Genomic DNA, 18,455 nt, shown 5'->3' on the forward strand with positions numbered 1-18,455 from the left:
AATGGACAAAAAGAAGGGCGGCCCTGTTCTGGCCGCCCGGATGTTTATTCGTTGATACGCGGATGCTGATCGATCAGGCGGGAGCGTTTCGCTTCCAGCTCACTGATCTGCTCGCTGATATCTTCGATTTTCTGCTCGATGTTATCGTGATGCTCTTGCAGGATCTCTTTGGCTTCCGCCATATCCGACGCCGCTGGCGTGGCACCGCGCAACGGCATGTTGGCGGTTTCTTTCATGGTCAGACCGGTAATCAGACCAATCACAGCGACCACCATCAGATAGTAAGCCGGCATATAGAGATTGCTGGTCGTTTCGACCAGCCATGCCGCGATGGTCGGGGTCAGACCTGCCACCAGTACCGAGATGTTAAAGGCACTGGCCAGCGCACTGTAGCGGATGTGGGTCGGGAACATCGCTGGCAGAGAGGAGGCCATCACACCGGTAAAGCTGTTCAGGATAACCGCCAGCAGCAGCAGGCCGGCAAATATCAGCCCCATCACGCCGCTGTTGATCAGCATAAACGCCGGAATAGACAGCACCAGCAGTGCGATGCTGCCGATAATCACGAACGGACGACGACCAAACTTATCGCTCATCAGACCCATGACCGGCTGCACAAACAGCATACCCAGCATAATAGCGATGATAATCATCACGCCATGATCTTCCGAGTAGTGCAGGTTATGCGACAGGTAGCTCGGCATGTAGGTGAGCAACATGTAGTAGGTAACGTTAGTAGCAATCACCAGACCCACGCAGGAGAGCAGGCTTTTCCAGTGTTTGGTGGCAATCTCTTTAAACGAGACTTTAGGGCCTTCTGCCAGGCCTTCACGATCACCCTGTTCCAGCTTGTCGACATGCTGCTGGAAGGCCGGGGTTTCTTCCAGCGCATGGCGCAGATAGAGCCCGATGATACCCAGCGGCAGCGCCACGAAGAACGGAACACGCCAGCCCCACTCAAGGAAGCGGGCTTCGCCGATCACCGCAGAGATCAGCACGACCAGGCCGGCACCGAGCACGAACCCGGCAATGGAGCCGAAGTCCAGCCAGCTACCCATAAAGCCACGCTTACGGTCCGGGGAATACTCGGCAACAAAGATAGATGCGCCGGTGTATTCGCCACCAACCGAGAAGCCCTGCGCCATTTTACACAGCAGCAGCAGGATCGGTGCCCAGATGCCAATCGAGGCATAGGAGGGAATTAAGCCAATACAGAAGGTACTGATCGACATAATGATGATGGTAATCGACAGAATTTTCTGGCGACCATATTTGTCACCCAGGGCACCAAAGAACAGGCCACCTAACGGGCGAATTAAGAAAGGAACGGAGAAAGTTGCCAGTGCGGCAATCATTTGTGTACCTGGATCAGCGCCGGGGAAGAAAACCTGCCCCAGTGCATAGGCGACAAACCCATATACGCCGAAATCGAACCATTCCATCGCATTGCCCAGCGAGGCAGCGGTAATGGCTTTACGTAATCTGGTGTCATCAATAATGGTGACGTCTTTTATCCCAATAGGCTTAACACGCTTCCTACGTAGCTTCATAAAGAACACCCTGTAATTATCTGTTTTCCAACTCAATATTCACACTGTTCAGGTCAGGCCCGTGTTGTCTGCCTGACCTGTCACGGGTGAAAAACCTGCAGCACAATACGCTATCAACAGTTATGGCCAGGGGCCATAACGGCACGGCAGCGCATTCCGCCAGCTATACAGTATATAGACACTTCGCACTCGGACATAATTCCAGTCGGAAACTTCTTACTCCAGAGGGAAAAAACGGCATGGAAACCGCCGCTGATCTACACCGGGCCAGCCGAAGGTGTGCGCTGCTGTTCAATCCACTGCATCAGCGCCGCGTTGTCCATCGGACGGGCATAGTAGTAACCCTGAATGTACTCCACGCCCCGATTTTTCAAATAGTCCCGCTGCAGTGTCGTTTCCACGCCTTCTGCCACTATGTTCAGCGCCAGCTTCTGTGCCAGCAGGATAATGGCATCCAGCACCGGCGTCGTGCCTTCCAGCGTCTCGATGGCGTTGACAAAGCCTTTATCGATCTTCAGATAGTCGATCGGGAAGGTTTGCAGATAGGACAGTGAGCAGTGGCCGGTACCGAAATCATCAATGGCGACTTTCATGCCTTCGCGCCGCAGCTCTGCCAGTTTGTCTCCCACTTCTTCGCCGTCGCGGATCAGGCTGCGTTCCGTCAGTTCCAGCGTAATACAGGCATTAAGATGGGCAATATCATGGGAAAACTGGCGCATATCACTAACAAATTCATCATGTTGCAGGTGATCGGCCGCCAGATTAATACCAATGTTAAAATCAGCGGGAACCTGCCAGCTGGCGCAGTCTTTTGCCACCAGCGCCAGCAAATGCCGGGTGAGGGGAATAATCATTCCTTCATCTTCGGCCGCGGCAATGAACACATCCGGGCGCACCCAGCTTCCGTCCGGGCGTTGCCAGCGCAACAGCGCTTCGGCCCCGGATAACTCGCCGGTCGCCAGATTACACACCGGCTGATAGTTGACGGTGAATTCGCCACGGGCGATACCCCGGCCAATTTCATCGTGGAATGAGCTTCTGCGCTTCAGCCAGTTAAGCGTGATCATGATGAACAGCAGGGACAGGATGATCGCCATGGGCAGGAAAGTGAACAGGATCTGTCGCCAGCTTTGCAGCGCCTCGGCACGCGGCGAGGTAATGGTTACCGTTATCGGATAGCGGTTGTCGGAGCGGGTATAACGGGTGGTGCCAAGGATGCCCTGGTAGATATACAGCGGTCTGCCGCTGGAAATACGGTAGCCGCCGCCAAACTGCATGGTGATATGGTAGCCATGCTTGATACCGGCTGCGGTCATAAAGTCGATCAGGTACTGCCCCTCCACCAGCGCATAGCGACCAAAACCATGACTATCTTCGCGCATAAAGATCACCGCAGGGCGATCTTTCATACTGTAGGTTCCGGCTACGGAGAGCATCCATGATGCTGCGCGGTGTTCAGGCGGTGGCACCAGAATCATACTTTTTACGCTGCCCCTGATCGCCCCGAAGGCTGAGGAACAATAGACCTGATCGCCTTTCGCCACGCCCACAGACCGAAAGTAAGGGTAGATCGTGCCGTACTGCTGAAGCATTGAGCGGATCGCCGGGCAGTCCTTGTCCCTGAACGTATCGAGGTGGTCGGTCATTGACCACGCCAGCTGGCTGATATGAGCGGCCTGCTCAAGCATCATAGACGCCGTGAGCTTTTGCTGATGAACCACGCTTTTACGCGCTTCAATAAATGTGAATATCAGGCAAAGTACCAGCGGTAACAGCCCGGCAAGGATTAACCAGATTTTCTCATGCTTAGGCTTTACGAGTGCTTGCAAGCGCTTCCCCTGTTAACGGCATAAATAGATCGCAGCGGCGGTGTACGACCAATTATTGTCCTGTGCTGTCCCTGAGTGATTCCCGCACCGGAGAGCGTTAGTATTATGCCAATTATTGTTTAATGCGCTATCTCTCACCATGAAATCTTTTTGTCACAGGGGGCGGCGCACAGCGGATGCCTCACCCCGTGCGTCAGGGAAGCCGGCAACGCAGTGTGATTCTCTGGGGCAGGGGCGACATCCTGCACTTGCCGCCGTTAACGTGCTGACGTAGTGTATTTTTTTGTCACCCCTTATGGAAGCCAGACAATGAACATCAGTGACATTCCTTTCGGCACCACGGCCTGGTCGGCGCTGGAAGCAACGGAACACCCGGGCGAAACGGGTACTGCCTGGTGGCGCACCCGGCAGTTCGGCGAGATACGCGTCAGGATGGTGGACTATACCGCAGGGTATCTGGCCGATCACTGGTGCAGCAAAGGGCACATTCTGCTGTGCCTTTCCGGTGAGTTACACACTGAGCTGGAGGATGGGCGGGTATTTACTCTGACGGCGGGCATGAGTTACCAGGTGGCGGATAACGCAGAAGCACACCGTTCCTGGACGGAGAACGGTGCACAGCTTTTTATTGTCGACTGACGCCTGTCCTGCAAACAGCAGGTGCGCTGGCGACACCTGCTGTTTCCGACATCAGTCAGCGTTAAAAAAGGTCTGTTTTAACGCCAGCTCCACGCCACGAATTTCCGCCAGCCCCTTCAGACGTCCAATCGCTGAATAGCCGGGATTGGTTTTTTTATGCAGGTCATCCAGCATCTGATGGCCGTGATCCGGACGCAGCGGAATCGCCCGCAGGTTGCCTGCGCGGCGGCGCTTCTGCTCTTCGGCGAGGATCACCTTAATTACGCCGACCATATCCACATCCCCCGCCAGATGCGCGGCTTCGTGGAAGCTGTTCGGGTTCGCTTCGCGCTGTGTTGAGCGCAGATGGGCAAAGTGAATGCGGTCAGCAAAGGTTTCGGCCATTTTCACCAGGTCATTATCCGCGCGCACGCCGTAGGATCCGGTACAGAAGGTGAAACCGTTGTGTACGCTGTCGACGGTCTCTTTCAGCCACTGCATATCGTCGATCGTCGACACGATGCGCGGCAGGCCGAGGATCGGACGCGGTGGATCGTCCGGGTGTACCGCCAGTACGATACCTGCTTCCTGGGCCACCGGGACGACGGCGCGCAAAAATTCTGCCATATGTTCGCGCAGCTTCGCGTGGTCGATGCCGTCATACTGCGACAGCTGTGCCTGAAACTGTTCCAGCGTATAGCCCTCTTCGGCCCCCGGCAGCCCGGCGATAATATTGCGCGTCAGGGTGTCGATTTCCTCCTGACTCATGGCGGCAAAACAGGCGGCGGCCTGTTGCTGCTCATCTGCGCTGTAATCCTGCTCTGCATTAGGGCGTTGCAGGATATGCAGCTCGAATGCCGCAAAGGCGATATGGTCGAAGCGCAGCGCTTTGGCACCATCCGGCAGCGTCCAGCCGAGGTCGGTGCGCGTCCAGTCCAGCACCGGCATAAAGTTGTAGCATACGGTGTCGATACCGCAGGCACCGAGGTTGCGCAGCGACTGCTGATAGTTGGCGATGTATTTTTGGTAATCACCGCGCTGCGTTTTAATCGATTCGTGGATTGGCACGCTTTCCACCACCGACCACACCAGGCCTTTTTCTGCCAGCAGGGCCTGGCGTGCTTTTATCTCCGCCACCGGCCAGACGTCGCCGTTAGGGATGTGGTGCAGGGCGGTGACAATACCGGTGGCCCCCGCCTGGCGGGCGTCGTCCAGTGATACCGGGTCTTTAGGACCGTACCAGCGCCATGTGTGTTCCATGTGATCTCCTTGCGGGGCTCTCTGCTGAGATCGCCCCGGATAATGAATGGTTCGGTTAATTAATCCGCAATCGGGTCTTTGACGATAAAGAAGTAGGCCAGTGCGCCCGCGAAGGTAACGCAGGAGCAGATCACCAGCGCCATATTGAACGAACCGGTGGTATCGACCACCCAGCCGGTGACAATCGGCGCGAAGGAGGCACAGATAAAGCTGCCGAAGTTCTGAATACTGCTGACCGACGCCACCATGCGTGACGGGGCCATGACCTGCACCAGACCCCATGCTGAGGTACCGGCAAAATGGACAAAGAACAGCGCCAGACTGATAAAGCCGACGGCCATGGCGGTCGAGGTGGACTGCACTACCAGCAGGGTACAGGCCGCCGAACAGACCAGGCCAAAACAGATCAGGGCTTTACGGGTTTTTGCCAGCCCATAGCCACGGCGGGCGAGGCGGTCGGCCACGGTACCGTTCACCAGCATCCCTATTGAGCCAAACAGGAACGGAATGGCGGCGACCCAGCCGGTACTGGCCAGGCTCAGGCCGCGTTCGGCCTGGAGGTAACCCGGCAGCCAGGAGAGATACAGCCAGCCGGTGTAATTCACGCCACTGAAGCCGAGGATCATCCCCCACACGGTGCGTTTTTTAAACAGCGCGCCCCACTCTTTCAGGGACACGCGGGTTTTCTGCGACGGTGTGGATCCCTGGTTCAGGTACTGTTCTTCTTCCGGGGTCAGCGCAAAACGGTCGCGGTTACGATACCAGGCATACCAGCAGAGGGCGATGGCAACCCCGGCTACGCCGATAATCACAAACATCATGCGCCAGCCGAAGGCCAGCATCAGTGCCACAAGGATCGGCGGTGCGAAGGCCTGGCCGAAGGTGGTGGAGGAGTTGAAAATGCCCATCGGCAGGCCGCGCTCGCGGGCATTAAACCAGTCATTCACCACCTTGACGCCGCTGGGCATAAACGGTGCTTCACCGATGCCCAGCCCGATACGCAGCATAATAAAGTGGCTGAAGCTGTTCACCGCACCGGCCATTGCCTGCATCACCGACCAGAACAGCAGGCCGCCGCCAAGCACGATACGCGGGCCGAAGCGGTCCAGCAGCAGTCCGCTGGGTAGCTGGGAGATACCGTAAGAGAGGGAAAACGCCGAGAGCAGCACGCCAAATTCCGTGGCAGACAGGCCGAGATCGCTGCGGATCGCCGCATTGGCGATCGACAGGGAGCCGCGATCGAGGAAATTGATAATCCCGGCGAGAAACAGCAGGGTGAGCGACACCGTCTGTATCCGCTTGAGCCGGCTGGATTTTTGGAGAGGTGATTCAAAGGCTGAAACCGTCATCGGCGTTCCTTGTACGGCTCAACGGCCGTTTTTATGTCAGAGCGTCACAGGGGAAAGTGTCTGGCCCAGTGGTCAGGCCGCTGGACCAGAGAATAAACGTGAAAGGCTGTTCAATACCGTGATGGTGATCGCAGCATGCGGATCGAGGGCCATTTACACGCGACCGAAGCGCTGTGATAAGCTCTGCTCATCACATCGTCCGCGTGGAATGGGTATGGAATTACCGACACTGAAAGTTGAGCGCCTTTACCGGCAGATTTCTAACCTGCTGATTGGCTGCATTAAAAAGGGACAGTTTCCCGCCGGGGCGATCCTGCCGCCGGAGCGTGAGTTAGCCAAACAGCTGGGCGTCAGCCGTTCATCGATTCGTGAGGCGCTGATCGCGCTGGAGATCACCGGCTGGGTTGAAATCCGCACCGGTAACGGCGTGTACGTGATGGACCCGCTGCCGCAGACTGAGGCCGCCCCGGCGGAGGAGGAGTTCAGCCTGAAGGCGCTGATTCAGGCGCGTCAGGTGTATGAAGCGATGACGGCAGAGCTGGCCGCACGCAACGGCAGTGACGATCAGCGTGCAGAGCTGCAGGAGATCACCCAGGATCTCATCCAGTTACACGTCAATGACGACAAGTTTCTGCGGGAAGATAAGCGCTTCCACCTGCTGATTGCCGAGATGACGGGCAACGAGGTGCTGCGCGACATGATGGAATACCTGTGGAATAAGCGAAAGAGCTCACGCTTCGTGCGGCTGGAAAGCCACTACGCGGAGAGTGATTTTCCGCGTGAGATGAATCAGGACCATGAGGATATTGCCCGGGCAATCATTGCCCGCGATGCGGTACATGCCCGTGCCTGTATGGAGCGCCATTTACAGCATGTCTACGATCGCTTGTTTATTGAGTAACGCGGCGGGCAGGGCGGGTGGAGCGAAAAAAGGTCCGCCCCGACCCGACGCCTGTCACCGTGTTACAGCGATTTGCGGCCGTTGCCTAACAGGATCGCCAGCTTGCTGCCGCCGGGGGTGGTCTCCATCAGAATTTTACACACGCTGGTGAGCGGAACCGACAGCAGCATGCCCACCGGGCCGAGCAGCCAGCCCCAGAAAATCAGCGACAGAAACACCACCAGGCTCGACAGGCCCAATCCGCGTCCCATCACCCGGGGTTCCAGCAGGTTGCCCAGTAGCATATGAATAGCGATAAACAGCGCCCCTACCAGCCCGGCTTCCAGCGGCGTGTTCAGCAGCAGCGCCTGTAAAACCGGGGGAATGCCGGCGATCACCGGCCCGATATTGGGAACAAAATTCAGCACAAAGGCCACCAGGCCCCACAGCAGCGCAAACTTTACCCCCAGCGCCATCAGCGCCAGCCATACCAGAATACCGGTCGCCAGGCTGATCAGCGTTTTCAGTGCCAGATAGTGCGTCACGCCTTTCAGCGCTCTGTGCAGCCCGGCAATGCGGATCTGCGGATTGACCAGGGCATAGCGCAACTTGTACGGCAGATGGTGGACTTCAAACAGCATAAAGATCACCGTCATCATCACCAGAACGATCTGCGTCATGGCCCCGGAGAACTGGCCGAGCATGGTGGTGGCGACATCCATCACCGCATTAGGATCCAGCCGCTGTGCCAGCGATTCAGGTGAAATCATGATGTGAAATCGCGCGGCAAAGTGCTGGATGATGGCGAGTTTCTGCTCTGCCTGCGCCTGAAGCTGCGGATACACCTCGCTGAACTCCTGCAGTGAACCGGCAATCATTGCAATCATCAGCGCCAGCCCAATCAGCACCACCAGGATCACCAGACTGATGGCGAGGCCGCGACGGATGCCGCGCCGCATCAGCCAGGTGACCAGCGGGTTCAGCACGATGGCGAAAAACAGTGCCATCAGAAAAGGCACCATAATCTCAGCCGACAGTTTGATCCCCCCGAGGATCACCACCAGCGTCGCCAGTTTCAGTAAAATATTTTGCCCGATCTTCTCCTGCGGCAATGGGTTCATCGCGCCTCCGTTTAAGAACTCTGCGCAGCAAGTGTAGCGGCTGTTTACACGCCGCCGCTCACTTTAGGAATGATCGGATTTTAGTCCATCACCGCTATCTGCGTTCACGCCGCTGCAGGATAGCCAGCGCGGTGAGCATCAGTGCCAGACCGGTCGCCATCGCGATGCTGGCCATCGCCATGCCCTGACCCACGGAACCCTGCTCAAACTGACGCCAGATAAACACGGACACCGTCTGCGTTCCCGCCGGGGCCAGCAATAGCGAGGTCACCAGTTCGCGCGAGGCGATGGCAAAAACCATCAACATGGCCGCCAGCAGGCTGGGGAACACCAGCGGGATGACGATATGGCGCAGTGCCGCCAGGGCGCTGGCACCGTGAACCCGGGCGGCGGGTTCCAGATTGCTGCCGAGCTGCTTCAGCGCACTGCTGACATAGCGCACCGGCCACGGCAGCAGCAGACAGCAGTAAGAGAGCAGCAGGATCGGCCAGCTGTTATAAGGCGTCACAGGCCAGAAGGGCTGGTTCCACAGCAGAATCAGCCCGACGCCCACCACCACACCCGGCAGCGCCGCCGGCAGCAGGGAGAGTGCATCGATCAGCGCGGCCCCGCGAATGCGGCGAACCACCACCAGCCAGGCAGCCAGGAATCCCAGCAATCCGGTCACCAGCGACGTGCCCAGTGCCAGGCCAACGCTGGTGGAAAGGGCTGTCACGGCATCCCCCTGCAGGGCAAACAGGGCAGCAAAGTGGCGCAGCGTCAGGTTGCTGAGATGTATTCCACCGGACAGCGTGGAAAGTAGCGCCGTCAGCAGCATGGAACTCATCGGGATCGCCACCATCACGGTCGCTACCGCAGCAAATAGCAGCAGCACTGGCCAGCGCCACGGTCCGAGGGGGCTGCCGCTGTTTTGCGCTGGTTTGCCGTTAATGCTGGTGACATCTTTATGGCCCACCCACCGTTTCTGTAAGGCAAACGCGGCCAGGGCCACCATGACCAGCAGTACTGACAGCAGCGACGCGCCTGGCAGATCAATGGGCCAGTCGGCCAGACGCTCTTCGATACCGACCGTCAGCATCACCACCCCGGCACGGGAGCCCAGCGCGGCGGGAACGCCATACTCTTCAATCGCCAGGGTAAAGGCCAGCAGCACGCCTGCTGCCAGCGCGGGCAGCAGCATGGGCAGGGTGACATGCCAGAAGGCGCGCCAGGCGCTGGCACCGTGTACCCGCGCCACGATAGCCAGCTGCTGTTCGCTCGCCAGCAGGCTGCGTGATACGGCAAAGTAGACCACCGGAAAAATATTCAGCGTCATCACCAGCGTAATGCCGCTCTGGCTAAACAGCAGATCGTTGAGATCGACGCCGATCGCTTGGTACAGATAGCCGTTGTGCTGCAGCGCCAGCATCCAGCTGAGGGCAGAAATATAGGGCGGAGTCAGAAACGGGATCAGCAGCAGCAGGTCCCAGAGACGCGCCAGTGGCAGATGAAACAGCCCGCGCAGTGTGCCGAGCGGGATACCGATCAGCGCACTGAGCAGCGCCACGCTCAGGCCGGTTGTCAGGGTGCCCCGCAACAGTGCGGGCAGCTGCGGGTCTGCCAGCAGCCGGGTGACAGGGGTGAACGCTCCGGCCAGCGAGCCCTGTGCCAGCGCCGGAAACAGCGCCTGCAGCAGGATAAACAGCAGCGGCAGCGCCACCAGGATCAGCAGCAGCGCCACGGTTAGCAGCGGCAGTAAACGAGAGGTCATCGCAGGTTCCTGAGGGGGGTGGCAGGTGCGCCACCCCAGGCAAGATTAAGGGTGGCTGAACAGCGTGCCAAAGCGTTGCAGGACGGCGCTGCGGTCAGCGCTGCCGCCGCTCTGTGCGGGCAGAAGCTTGAGATCGCGAAGCAGGGGACGCTTGCCGCCGACGTCGGAGCGCGCGGGCATTAACCACGCGTCGGCCACTTTCTGCTGCCCCTCTTCTGACAGCACATAGTCAACAAATGCTCTGGCGTCCGCCGCGTGCTGGCTGCTTTTCAGGATCATCATCGGACGCGGTGCCACGACGGTGCCGCTGGCGGGGAAGATCACTTTAATCGCCTCACCGTCCTGAATGCTGCTATACGAAACGTAATCCACTGCACCAAAAACGGCAGCTTTCGCACCCTGCAGCACCGGTGTCAGCGCCTGGGCATTGGGCCCGGCAATGACCATACCGTTCATTTTCAGCCTGCTGAACAGCGCCCATGCGTCGTCGCCCATACTGTTATGCAGGCCGATCAGCAGGTCGAGAGATGCACCGGACAGTGACGGGTCGGGGGTGGTCACCCGACCTTTAAACTCGGGGCGGGTCAGATCGTTCCACTCTCTGGGCTCCGGGGTGCCGCTCCCGGTATTCCAGACGATCCCCAGCGCGGAGATGCCCTGGGCAACGTAAGCGTCGGTTTTAAAGGCGGCCGGCACCTGTTTTGCGTTGGGGCTCTGATACGGCAGCAGCCAGCCGCGCTGCTCCAGCTCTTCGGCCGTATCCCAGGAGGCAGAAATCAGTACATCGGCCTGCGGGTTGGCCTGTTCGGCCTCCAGCCTCGCCATCACTTTTCCGGTCGTGGCCTGAAATATATTCACTTTGACGCCCGTCTGCTTTTCGTAGCCTGTGGCCAGGCTTTTCGCCAGTGAACCCGGCCCGGCGGTATACACCGTCAGCGCCTGTGCGTCAGCGATCATCATGCCGGAAGATAGCAGCATCGTTAATAGAGCTCCTGTTTTCATCGAATTCAATACGTTCATGCAAGTTCCCCGGAGAGTGATGTAACGGTTTGACGGGCGGCAACCGATCCGGCCGACAGCCAGACGATACGATCGGCCAGCATTTCCGCCTCGCTGCGATCGTGGGTGACATAGACGGCGGTAGTGCCGAGCTGGCGCAGCAGGCCTGCCATCTCACGGCAGAGGGATTCACGCAGGTCGCGGTCAAGATTCGACAGCGGTTCATCGAACAGCAGGATCGCAGGTTCAGCGATAATCGCCCGCGCCAGCGCCACGCGCTGCTGCTGGCCGCCGGAGAGATCGGAAGGCTTACGCTGTGCGAAGTCAGCCAGACCTACGCGCTGCAGAGCCATCATGACCCGCTCGTCGCGTTCGTGTGCCGGTACCCGGCGCATCAGCAGCGGAAAGGCGACGTTCTGCGCCACGCTCATATGTGGCCACAGGGCATAGTCCTGAAAGACCATGCCGATATCGCGCTGTTCAGGAGGGGTGCAGACGGCGGCGCTGGCCATCAGCCGGTCGCCAAAATGCAGCGTGCCCTGCCGGGGTTGCAGCAGCCCGGCGAGTATTTTCAGAAGGGTGCTTTTGCCACAGCCCGAGGGGCCAAGCAGTGCGACAATGCTGCCCGCCCCGATGTCGAGATCGAGATGGTTGAGCACCGTCTGCGTGCCGAAAGCATAGTGAATGCCCTTCAGCGTCACGGAAGTGGGAGAACGGACCATATTGTTATCCTCTTTGGGACTTTTCCCCCCGGAAATGGGGAGTTACGGGGGAGTATAGGGAGGGTGTATGACGGATTTATGGCGGAAGAAAGACGCCTGCGATTGTTAACGGTTGCAGGATTTCGGGTATAGTGATCGTCACTTCTTTTGACCCTGCGAGCAGGATTTTCATGTCTGAGCAGCCCGCCGGTGCCACCGCGCTAAGTGGCTTCCGTTTAAATCTGCGTATTTTCTCCGTCGTGATGTTTAACTTTGCCAGCTATATGACTATCGGCTTACCGCTGGCGGTGCTGCCTGGCTATGTCCACGATGTGATGGGCTACAGCGCGTTCTGGGCAGGGCTGGTGATCAGCCTGCAATATCTCACCACTCTGATCAGCCGCCCGCATGCCGGGCGTTATGCCGATCTGTGGGGGCCAAAAAAAGTTGTGGTCGTCGGGCTGTGCGGCTGCTTTATCAGCGGCTTGTGCTATGCGCTGGCGGCGATCAGCAGCTCCCTGCCCGTGCTCAGTCTGCTGCTGCTCTGCGCGGGCAGGCTGATACTGGGCGTCGGGCAGAGCTTCGCCGGAACCGGCTCCACGCTGTGGGGCGTCGGCGTGGTCGGGTCGCTGCATATTGGTCGGGTGATCTCCTGGAACGGTATTTTCACCTATGGCGCGATGGCGATAGGTGCGCCGCTCGGCGTGGCGATCTATGACCAGGGCGGACTGCTGCTGCTGGCGGGGATCATTACGGCGATTGCGCTGCTGGGCATCCTGCTGGCGCTGCCCCGGGCGCAGGTCAAAAGCAGCGCGGGCCGGCCGCTGCCGTTTCGCGCCGTACTGGGCCGTATCTGGCGTTTCGGCCTGCTGCTGGCGATGGGATCGGCCGGGTTTGGCGCAATTGCCACCTTTATCACCCTGTTTTACCAGGATAAAGGTTGGGATGGTGCAGCCTTTGCGCTGACGCTGTTCAGCGTGGCTTTTGTCGGTACGCGGCTGCTGTTCCCGCAGGCGATTGCCCGTCACGGTGGGTTGAACGTGGCGCTGGTGTGTTTTGCGGTGGAAGCCCTTGGGCTGTTTATGGTCTGGGGGGCTGGGGATCCGTGGCTGGCACGCGGCGGGGCGCTGCTGACCGGGGCCGGGTTCTCGCTGGTTTTTCCGGCCATTGGCGTGGTGGCGGTCAGTGCCGTACCGCCGCAGAATCAGGGCAGTGCGCTGGCAACTTATACTGCGTTTATGGATCTGGCGCTGGGTATTACCGGGCCGCTGGCGGGGCTGATAATGAGTGCTATGGGGGTACCGTCGGTCTATCTTCTCAGCGGTTTACTGGCCTGTCTGGCGATGGCCGTAACGGTGCATCTGAAAAAAGCGGTCCCGGCTTAGTGGGACCGTTGTCAAATGACACAGATAAGTCGGTTGCCGTTCCAGGGGCGATCATTGCTGAACGGCCCCTGCTGAGGGTATTGATGTCAGGTCAGTCCCGGGTGAGTTCCTGCCAGCGACCCGGGTGAAAGGATTACTCCTGAAGCAATGCGATGCTCTGGCGGATTTCGCGCTCGATATCCGCCGCACTCCAGCTATCCATCACTGAGGCAAACGGTTCGAAGGCATACACGCCGGTGTAGCCCAATGCTTCCAGACGCTGGACCTGCCAGACGCTTTTCAGCAGGTCATCACTGCTTAACATCAGACGCTCTTCGTCGGTCAGTTCGCTGACCGGGCGACCGTCGATGACGCCGGACAGGTGCACCAGGCCAATCTGATCGATATCGATACCGTCGGCAAAGTCCTGCTCTGCGCCTTCATACAGGTGGTGATGGAAGGTATCCAGCACGATCTTAAAGGGCACGTTGGCCTGCGTGATCAGCTGCTGCGCCTGCGCGGCAGAACGCAGTGAGCTGACCGGGAAGCCCAGTGGCTCAACGAGACCTTCAACACCATAGCGTGCAAACAGCGGGGCCAGCGTAGTCAGGGCCTGCTGGGTGTCTTCGGCGGAAATCTTTGTCCCGTCGTTGAGCGGGCACATCACCAGTGCTTTAGCGCCAATTCCCTGAGCATCTTTCAGCAGGCTTTCAGCGCGGGCCAGCAGGTCATCACTGATCTGGTTGAACGGATACAGGGCGTTGATGGTGACAATTTCCAGACCATACTTTTCCGCCAGCTCACGTACCTGCTGATGACTCAGGTTATCCGTGACGCTGCCGCCTTTCATATCGTTACGCAGTTCGACTTTATGCAGACCCAGTTTATGCACCAGCTGGAAAAAAGCGTCAATGCTCAGGGCCGGTGCGATTTTACGGTTAACACAAAAACGGGTTGGATCGATAGCCATCGTAGGGTTCCTGTTGAGTAGGGTAGGAAGGTAAAAGGTTCATTAAGCGTGACCGCCAGCCATTTATTGTTGATTACAGGCCGGTCAGGGGTGTTTCACAGACTACAGGAAAACATTTATTTCATGTTTGGTGAATAATGAAATTTAAATTTTTAGATCCGTCTCGCAAAATTTCACTCCGGGCCTCATAAAAGGGCCCAGAATACAGAGTAATCCTGGGGTTTTAACAGGGCGAAAGTCGGTGTGACGGGAGGGGGTGACTGAAACGATTGCTCCGCGTACCGCCTGCGTTGGGGGCTTTTTTCTTCTGCCGTCAGTATGGGGAGGAAATCCCCGACCCCCGTGACCTGAAAAATGCGATCCAGCCCGCTAAAAATGAATTTTCTAAAGTGAAATATTTGAAAAATTTATTTCAATATTATACTGTCTCAACACGAATCACGGTTTTACCCGGCGTGGCAGCGGTATGACGTCAGACTGCCTGCAAGGGAATTCATTACTAATACAGAGGCCAGCACATGACTATCGTAGGAAACTTTATTGGCGGTAAAACCTCTCTGAGCGCCAGCAACGAAACCATTCCAATTTACGATCCGGCAACCGGTCAGCCGGTGCGTGAACTGACGCAGAGCACCAGCGATGAAGTGGCCCATGCCATCGCCGTTGCGCATGAAGCCTTCGATAGCTGGTCCCGCACGTCGCCGCTGCGCCGCGCCCGTATTCTGTTTAACTTTAAAGCCCTGATGGAAGAGCACCGCGACGAGCTGGCCGGACTGATTGTCAGCGAGCACGGAAAAGTGTGGTCCGATGCGCTGGGTGAACTGACCCGGGGTCTGGAAGTGGTCGAGTTTGCCTGCGGTATTCCGCACCTGATCAAGGGTGAAAACTCTGCCGATGTCGGTACTGGCGTGGACAGCTATTCATTAATGCAGCCGCTGGGCGTGGTGGCCGGGATTACCCCGTTCAACTTCCCGGCGATGGTGCCTCTGTGGATGTTCCCGATTGCTCTGGCATGCGGGAACACCTTCGTACTGAAGCCGCCAGCCCTTGATCCGTCAGCGGCGGTGCGTATGGCCGAACTGCTAACCGAAGCCGGTTTGCCGGACGGTGTGTTCAACGTGATTCACAGTTCGAACGACAATGCCGAGCAGCTGTATAAAGATCCGCGCGTACAGGCGGTGAGCTTCGTCGGTTCTTCCGGCGTGGCAGAGCATATTTACACCACGGCCAGCGCCCACGGTAAGCGCGTACAGGCATTCGGCGCAGCGAAGAACCACGCGATCGTGATGCGAGATGCTGACCTGGATGCGACCGTGAATGCCATTATGGGGGGCGCGTTTGGCTCTGCCGGTGAGCGCTGCATGGCACTGCCGGTGGTGGTGGCCGTGGGTGATGACACCGCTGACAAACTGATTGCTGCACTGACCCCGCTGGTCAAAGCCCTGCGCGTCGGTCCTGGCATCCACAAAGGTAAAGACGAAAACGAAATGGGGCCGGTTGTTTCTGCCGCGCACCAGAAGAAAGTGCTGGGCTACATCGATAAAGGTGAGGCTGAAGGCGCGAAGCTGGTGGTTGACGGTCGCGGCATCCAGGTGGAAGGCCATCCTGAGGGCTACTACGTTGGCGGCACGCTGTTTGATAACGTCACCACTGATATGGTGATCTGGCGCGAAGAGATCTTCGGGCCGGTACTGAGCATCGTTCGTGCCCCTGATTACAAAACTGCGCTGGACCTGGTCAACAGCCACGAGTTCGGTAACGGCAGCGCCATCTTCACCAGCAACGGCCACACCGGGCGCGACTTCGTCCGTGAAGTGCAGGCGGGCATGGTTGGGGTGAACGTTCCGGTTCCAGTGCCGATGGCCTTCCACAGCTTCGGCGGCTGGAAACGTTCCGTGTTCGGTGCGCTGAATGTACACGGCCCGGACGGCGTGCGCTTCTACACCCGCATGAAAACCGCCACCGTGCGCTGGCCAAGCGGTCAGAAAACCGTGTCAGAATTCAGTATGCCAACGTTAGGTTAAATCTCAGCAGGGTGAGGTCATACTCGCCCTGACGGACAGAGAGGCTGTATGTCATTACTATCCAAAGTAAAAGAGCCGGATGCGCAGGGTCGTATCCAGCATGTTACCCCGGAAAGTGCAGGCTGGCGCTATGTCGGTTTCGACGCTTATCAGTTGAAAAAAGGTCAGACGCTGCGGCTGGAAAGCGGCAGCAAAGAGCTGTGCCTGGTGCTGGTTGCCGGCATGGCGTCGGTGAAAACCCGCCTGGCTGAATTCCCGCATATCGGCAAACGTATGTCACCGTTTGAACGGACGCCTCCTTATTCGGTGTATGTCCCGGGTAACGAGCAGGTCGAGGTGGTAGCAGAGTCTGACCTTGAGCTGGCGGTGTGTAGTGCGCCGGCGACCGGGGGCAAACTGCCCGCACGGCTGATCGCACCCGCCGATGTCGGCGTTGAGCAGCGCGGCAAAGGTAATAATAAGCGTCTGGTGCATAATATTCTGCCTGACGACAAGCCGGCAGACAGCCTGCTGGTGGTCGAAGTGTATACCGATGAGGGTAATACCAGCTCCTACCCCAGCCATAAGCACGACCAGGAAGACTCTCCGGATGAAACCTACCTGGAAGAGACGTACTACCACCGTTTTAATCCAGAGCGTGGTTTTGCCATGCAGCGCGTCTATACCGACGATCGCTCGCTGGATGTCTGTATGGCACCCTACAATCAGGACGTGGTGACCGTGCCGCGTGGCTATCACCCGATGTCGACCGTTGCCGGCTATGACAACTATTATCTGAATGTGATGGCCGGGCCGGTACGCCTGTGGAAATTTACCTGGGAGAAAGATCACGCCTGGGTGAACAGTGATGAGTATCCGCGTAAGGGATAATGCTGCAGGGGGAGGCAGGCCTCGGCCGATGTTGACGTGAGCAACCAGCCCCGTCAGATGGGATGTTGAAACCAGCGATAAAACGGGCAGTCCTTGCGGGCGGCCCGTTTTTCTTTAGTTTTTAACGTTGGTCAGCGCCAGCGAAACCGCCAGCGTCTGGGCCAGGCACAGGGACGCTACCTGAGAGCGGAAACCATCGACCTGCGCCTCACGCACCACAAAGCAGACATCGCTGAAGGCGGCCAGCGGGCTGACCTGGCTGTCGGTGATCGCGATCTGATGCGCACCGCGTTTTGCTCCCAGCTCCACCAGTTCCACCGCTTCGCGCGCGTAAGGTGAATAGCTGATCGCAATCACCACATCTTTCGGGTTGACCATGCTTAACTGTTCGGCAAACATCCCGCCCAGCCCGTCGATCAGGAAGGCGCGGCGCTCCAGATGGCGCAGGGCATAGGTCAGGTAGGAGGCAACGCTGAACGAACGGCGTAAACCAATGACGTAAATGTTATCGGCTTCATCCAGCATCTTCACCGCTTTTTCCAGCTGTTCAGGATTCACCTGCATCGCCAGCTGCTGCAGCGCCTGCGAGTTCACCATGGTGAATACATTGAGAATTTCTGCCGGGCTTTCGGGTGCGCTGGCGCTTTCATCGGTGGCGGTCTGGCGGAACAGACGCGCCCGCTCCGTATAGTTGACCGTCTCTTCCATCAGGTGCTGACGGAAGACCTGCTTCATTTCATTGAAGCCGCTAAACCCGAAGGCATTTGAGAAGCGGATCAGCGTCGAGGGCGGGACATCGGCCTGCTGGGCGATAGAGGCGACGGTATCAAAGGCGATGCTGTTGCTGTTATCAAGAATATAGCGAGCCACCTGCTTCAGGCGTTTACTGAGAGTGTCGTAGCGGCGACGGATATCGTCCTGCAACAGAGAAAGTTGGGTCGGATTATTAGTCATTACACGGCTCGCAAAAAGGAAAATAGTGTTCTTCTGTGCGTTATTCTACCAGATGAACAAAAAATTTCACTTGATGAAGAAAGCGGCAGGCCGTATTTCATCAGGGTTGGGAATCAGTTCACAAAATCGTAACCTTCTGCCCTCAGCAGATAAAATAATTCATTCGTTTCATAAAAAAAGGGTAACCCTGTACCGGGTTACCCTTTTTTGTGGCCT

Annotated in this window: 15 protein-coding genes; 5 read left to right on the plus strand and 10 right to left on the minus strand. The window is 57.9% G+C overall.

Annotated features, from left to right (window positions below; translation table 11 throughout):
• Positions 1-44: 44 nt before the first annotated feature.
• Together proP and IFU29_RS14260 are read right to left on the minus strand one after the other, a co-directional pair.
• Positions 45-1,550 carry a glycine betaine/L-proline transporter ProP gene (gene proP, locus IFU29_RS14255; RefSeq protein ID WP_191934502.1) on the minus strand — a complete coding sequence of 502 codons (1,506 nt, stop codon included), beginning with the start codon at positions 1,548-1,550 and terminating at the stop codon, positions 45-47.
• A 257-nt stretch (positions 1,551-1,807) separates the two neighbouring features.
• Complete coding sequence (locus IFU29_RS14260; RefSeq protein ID WP_191934503.1) at positions 1,808-3,379, minus strand: EAL domain-containing protein; 1,572 nt, start codon at positions 3,377-3,379, stop codon at positions 1,808-1,810.
• Between the two features lie 309 nt (positions 3,380-3,688).
• Between IFU29_RS14260 and IFU29_RS14265 the strand changes: the two genes are divergently transcribed.
• Positions 3,689-4,018 (plus strand): DHCW motif cupin fold protein, encoded by a 330-nt coding sequence (locus IFU29_RS14265; protein ID WP_191934504.1) that lies wholly within the window; start codon positions 3,689-3,691, stop codon positions 4,016-4,018.
• 51 nt (positions 4,019-4,069) lie between these two features.
• Here IFU29_RS14265 and uxuA read toward each other — a convergent pair whose 3' ends face one another.
• Entirely contained in the window at positions 4,070-5,257 is a 1,188-nt protein-coding gene (uxuA, locus tag IFU29_RS14270; RefSeq protein WP_191934505.1) for a mannonate dehydratase, read from the minus strand.
• A 59-nt stretch (positions 5,258-5,316) separates the two neighbouring features.
• Positions 5,317-6,606: an MFS transporter gene (locus tag IFU29_RS14275; RefSeq protein WP_191934506.1), complete on the minus strand. Its 1,290-nt coding sequence runs from the start codon at positions 6,604-6,606 to the stop codon at positions 5,317-5,319.
• 214 nt (positions 6,607-6,820) lie between these two features.
• Between IFU29_RS14275 and IFU29_RS14280 the strand changes: the two genes are divergently transcribed.
• Positions 6,821-7,507, plus strand: coding sequence for a FadR/GntR family transcriptional regulator (locus IFU29_RS14280; protein WP_191934507.1), 687 nt, complete (start codon positions 6,821-6,823; stop codon positions 7,505-7,507).
• A 62-nt stretch (positions 7,508-7,569) separates the two neighbouring features.
• Here IFU29_RS14280 and IFU29_RS14285 read toward each other — a convergent pair whose 3' ends face one another.
• The 4 genes from IFU29_RS14285 to IFU29_RS14300 all read right to left on the minus strand — a co-directional run bounded on the left by IFU29_RS14285 (position 7,570) and on the right by IFU29_RS14300 (position 12,078).
• Positions 7,570-8,607 (minus strand): AI-2E family transporter, encoded by a 1,038-nt coding sequence (locus IFU29_RS14285; RefSeq protein WP_191934508.1) that lies wholly within the window; start codon positions 8,605-8,607, stop codon positions 7,570-7,572.
• A gap of 94 nt (positions 8,608-8,701) precedes the next feature.
• Positions 8,702-10,357, minus strand: coding sequence for an ABC transporter permease (locus tag IFU29_RS14290; RefSeq protein WP_191934509.1), 1,656 nt, complete (start codon positions 10,355-10,357; stop codon positions 8,702-8,704).
• A gap of 45 nt (positions 10,358-10,402) precedes the next feature.
• Entirely contained in the window at positions 10,403-11,377 is a 975-nt protein-coding gene (locus IFU29_RS14295) for an ABC transporter substrate-binding protein (RefSeq protein ID WP_191934510.1), read from the minus strand.
• Positions 11,374-12,078: an ABC transporter ATP-binding protein gene (locus IFU29_RS14300; protein WP_191934511.1), complete on the minus strand. Its 705-nt coding sequence runs from the start codon at positions 12,076-12,078 to the stop codon at positions 11,374-11,376. The genes IFU29_RS14295 and IFU29_RS14300 overlap by 4 nt, the downstream gene beginning before the upstream one ends.
• 170 nt (positions 12,079-12,248) lie before the next feature.
• Between IFU29_RS14300 and IFU29_RS14305 the strand changes: the two genes are divergently transcribed.
• Positions 12,249-13,442 (plus strand): MFS transporter, encoded by a 1,194-nt coding sequence (locus tag IFU29_RS14305; RefSeq protein ID WP_191934512.1) that lies wholly within the window; start codon positions 12,249-12,251, stop codon positions 13,440-13,442.
• Between the two features lie 133 nt (positions 13,443-13,575).
• Here IFU29_RS14305 and IFU29_RS14310 read toward each other — a convergent pair whose 3' ends face one another.
• Positions 13,576-14,391, minus strand: coding sequence for a TIM barrel protein (locus IFU29_RS14310; protein ID WP_191934513.1), 816 nt, complete (start codon positions 14,389-14,391; stop codon positions 13,576-13,578).
• A gap of 518 nt (positions 14,392-14,909) precedes the next feature.
• On the opposite strand from IFU29_RS14310, the gene IFU29_RS14315 reads away from it, so the two are divergent.
• Positions 14,910-16,415 carry a CoA-acylating methylmalonate-semialdehyde dehydrogenase gene (locus IFU29_RS14315; protein ID WP_191934514.1) on the plus strand — a complete coding sequence of 502 codons (1,506 nt, stop codon included), beginning with the start codon at positions 14,910-14,912 and terminating at the stop codon, positions 16,413-16,415.
• A 48-nt stretch (positions 16,416-16,463) separates the two neighbouring features.
• The gene (gene iolB, locus IFU29_RS14320) at positions 16,464-17,285 is read left to right on the plus strand and encodes a 5-deoxy-glucuronate isomerase (RefSeq protein WP_191934515.1); all 822 of its coding nucleotides are present in this window, start codon (positions 16,464-16,466) and stop codon (positions 17,283-17,285) included.
• Between the two features lie 114 nt (positions 17,286-17,399).
• On the opposite strand, the gene IFU29_RS14325 is transcribed toward iolB, so the two are convergent.
• Complete coding sequence (locus tag IFU29_RS14325) at positions 17,400-18,239, minus strand: MurR/RpiR family transcriptional regulator (RefSeq protein ID WP_191934516.1); 840 nt, start codon at positions 18,237-18,239, stop codon at positions 17,400-17,402.
• Positions 18,240-18,455: the final 216 nt, after the last annotated feature.

It is taken from the genome of Erwinia persicina (assembly GCF_014838825.1).
GTDB lineage: Bacteria > Pseudomonadota > Gammaproteobacteria > Enterobacterales > Enterobacteriaceae > Erwinia > Erwinia persicina_A.

Coding starts and splice junctions, on each gene's coding strand:
- proP (WP_191934502.1), bottom strand. CDS start 1,550: ATGAAGCTACGTAGGAAGCGTGTTAAGCCTATTGGGATAAAAGACGTC.
- IFU29_RS14265 (WP_191934504.1), top strand. CDS start 3,689: ATGAACATCAGTGACATTCCTTTCGGCACCACGGCCTGGTCGGCGCTG.
- uxuA (WP_191934505.1), bottom strand. CDS start 5,257: ATGGAACACACATGGCGCTGGTACGGTCCTAAAGACCCGGTATCACTG.
- IFU29_RS14275 (WP_191934506.1), bottom strand. CDS start 6,606: ATGACGGTTTCAGCCTTTGAATCACCTCTCCAAAAATCCAGCCGGCTC.
- IFU29_RS14280 (WP_191934507.1), top strand. CDS start 6,821: ATGGAATTACCGACACTGAAAGTTGAGCGCCTTTACCGGCAGATTTCT.
- IFU29_RS14285 (WP_191934508.1), bottom strand. CDS start 8,607: ATGAACCCATTGCCGCAGGAGAAGATCGGGCAAAATATTTTACTGAAA.
- IFU29_RS14290 (WP_191934509.1), bottom strand. CDS start 10,357: ATGACCTCTCGTTTACTGCCGCTGCTAACCGTGGCGCTGCTGCTGATC.
- IFU29_RS14295 (WP_191934510.1), bottom strand. CDS start 11,377: ATGAACGTATTGAATTCGATGAAAACAGGAGCTCTATTAACGATGCTG.
- IFU29_RS14300 (WP_191934511.1), bottom strand. CDS start 12,078: ATGGTCCGTTCTCCCACTTCCGTGACGCTGAAGGGCATTCACTATGCT.
- IFU29_RS14305 (WP_191934512.1), top strand. CDS start 12,249: ATGTCTGAGCAGCCCGCCGGTGCCACCGCGCTAAGTGGCTTCCGTTTA.
- IFU29_RS14310 (WP_191934513.1), bottom strand. CDS start 14,391: ATGGCTATCGATCCAACCCGTTTTTGTGTTAACCGTAAAATCGCACCG.
- IFU29_RS14315 (WP_191934514.1), top strand. CDS start 14,910: ATGACTATCGTAGGAAACTTTATTGGCGGTAAAACCTCTCTGAGCGCC.
- iolB (WP_191934515.1), top strand. CDS start 16,464: ATGTCATTACTATCCAAAGTAAAAGAGCCGGATGCGCAGGGTCGTATC.
- IFU29_RS14325 (WP_191934516.1), bottom strand. CDS start 18,239: ATGACTAATAATCCGACCCAACTTTCTCTGTTGCAGGACGATATCCGT.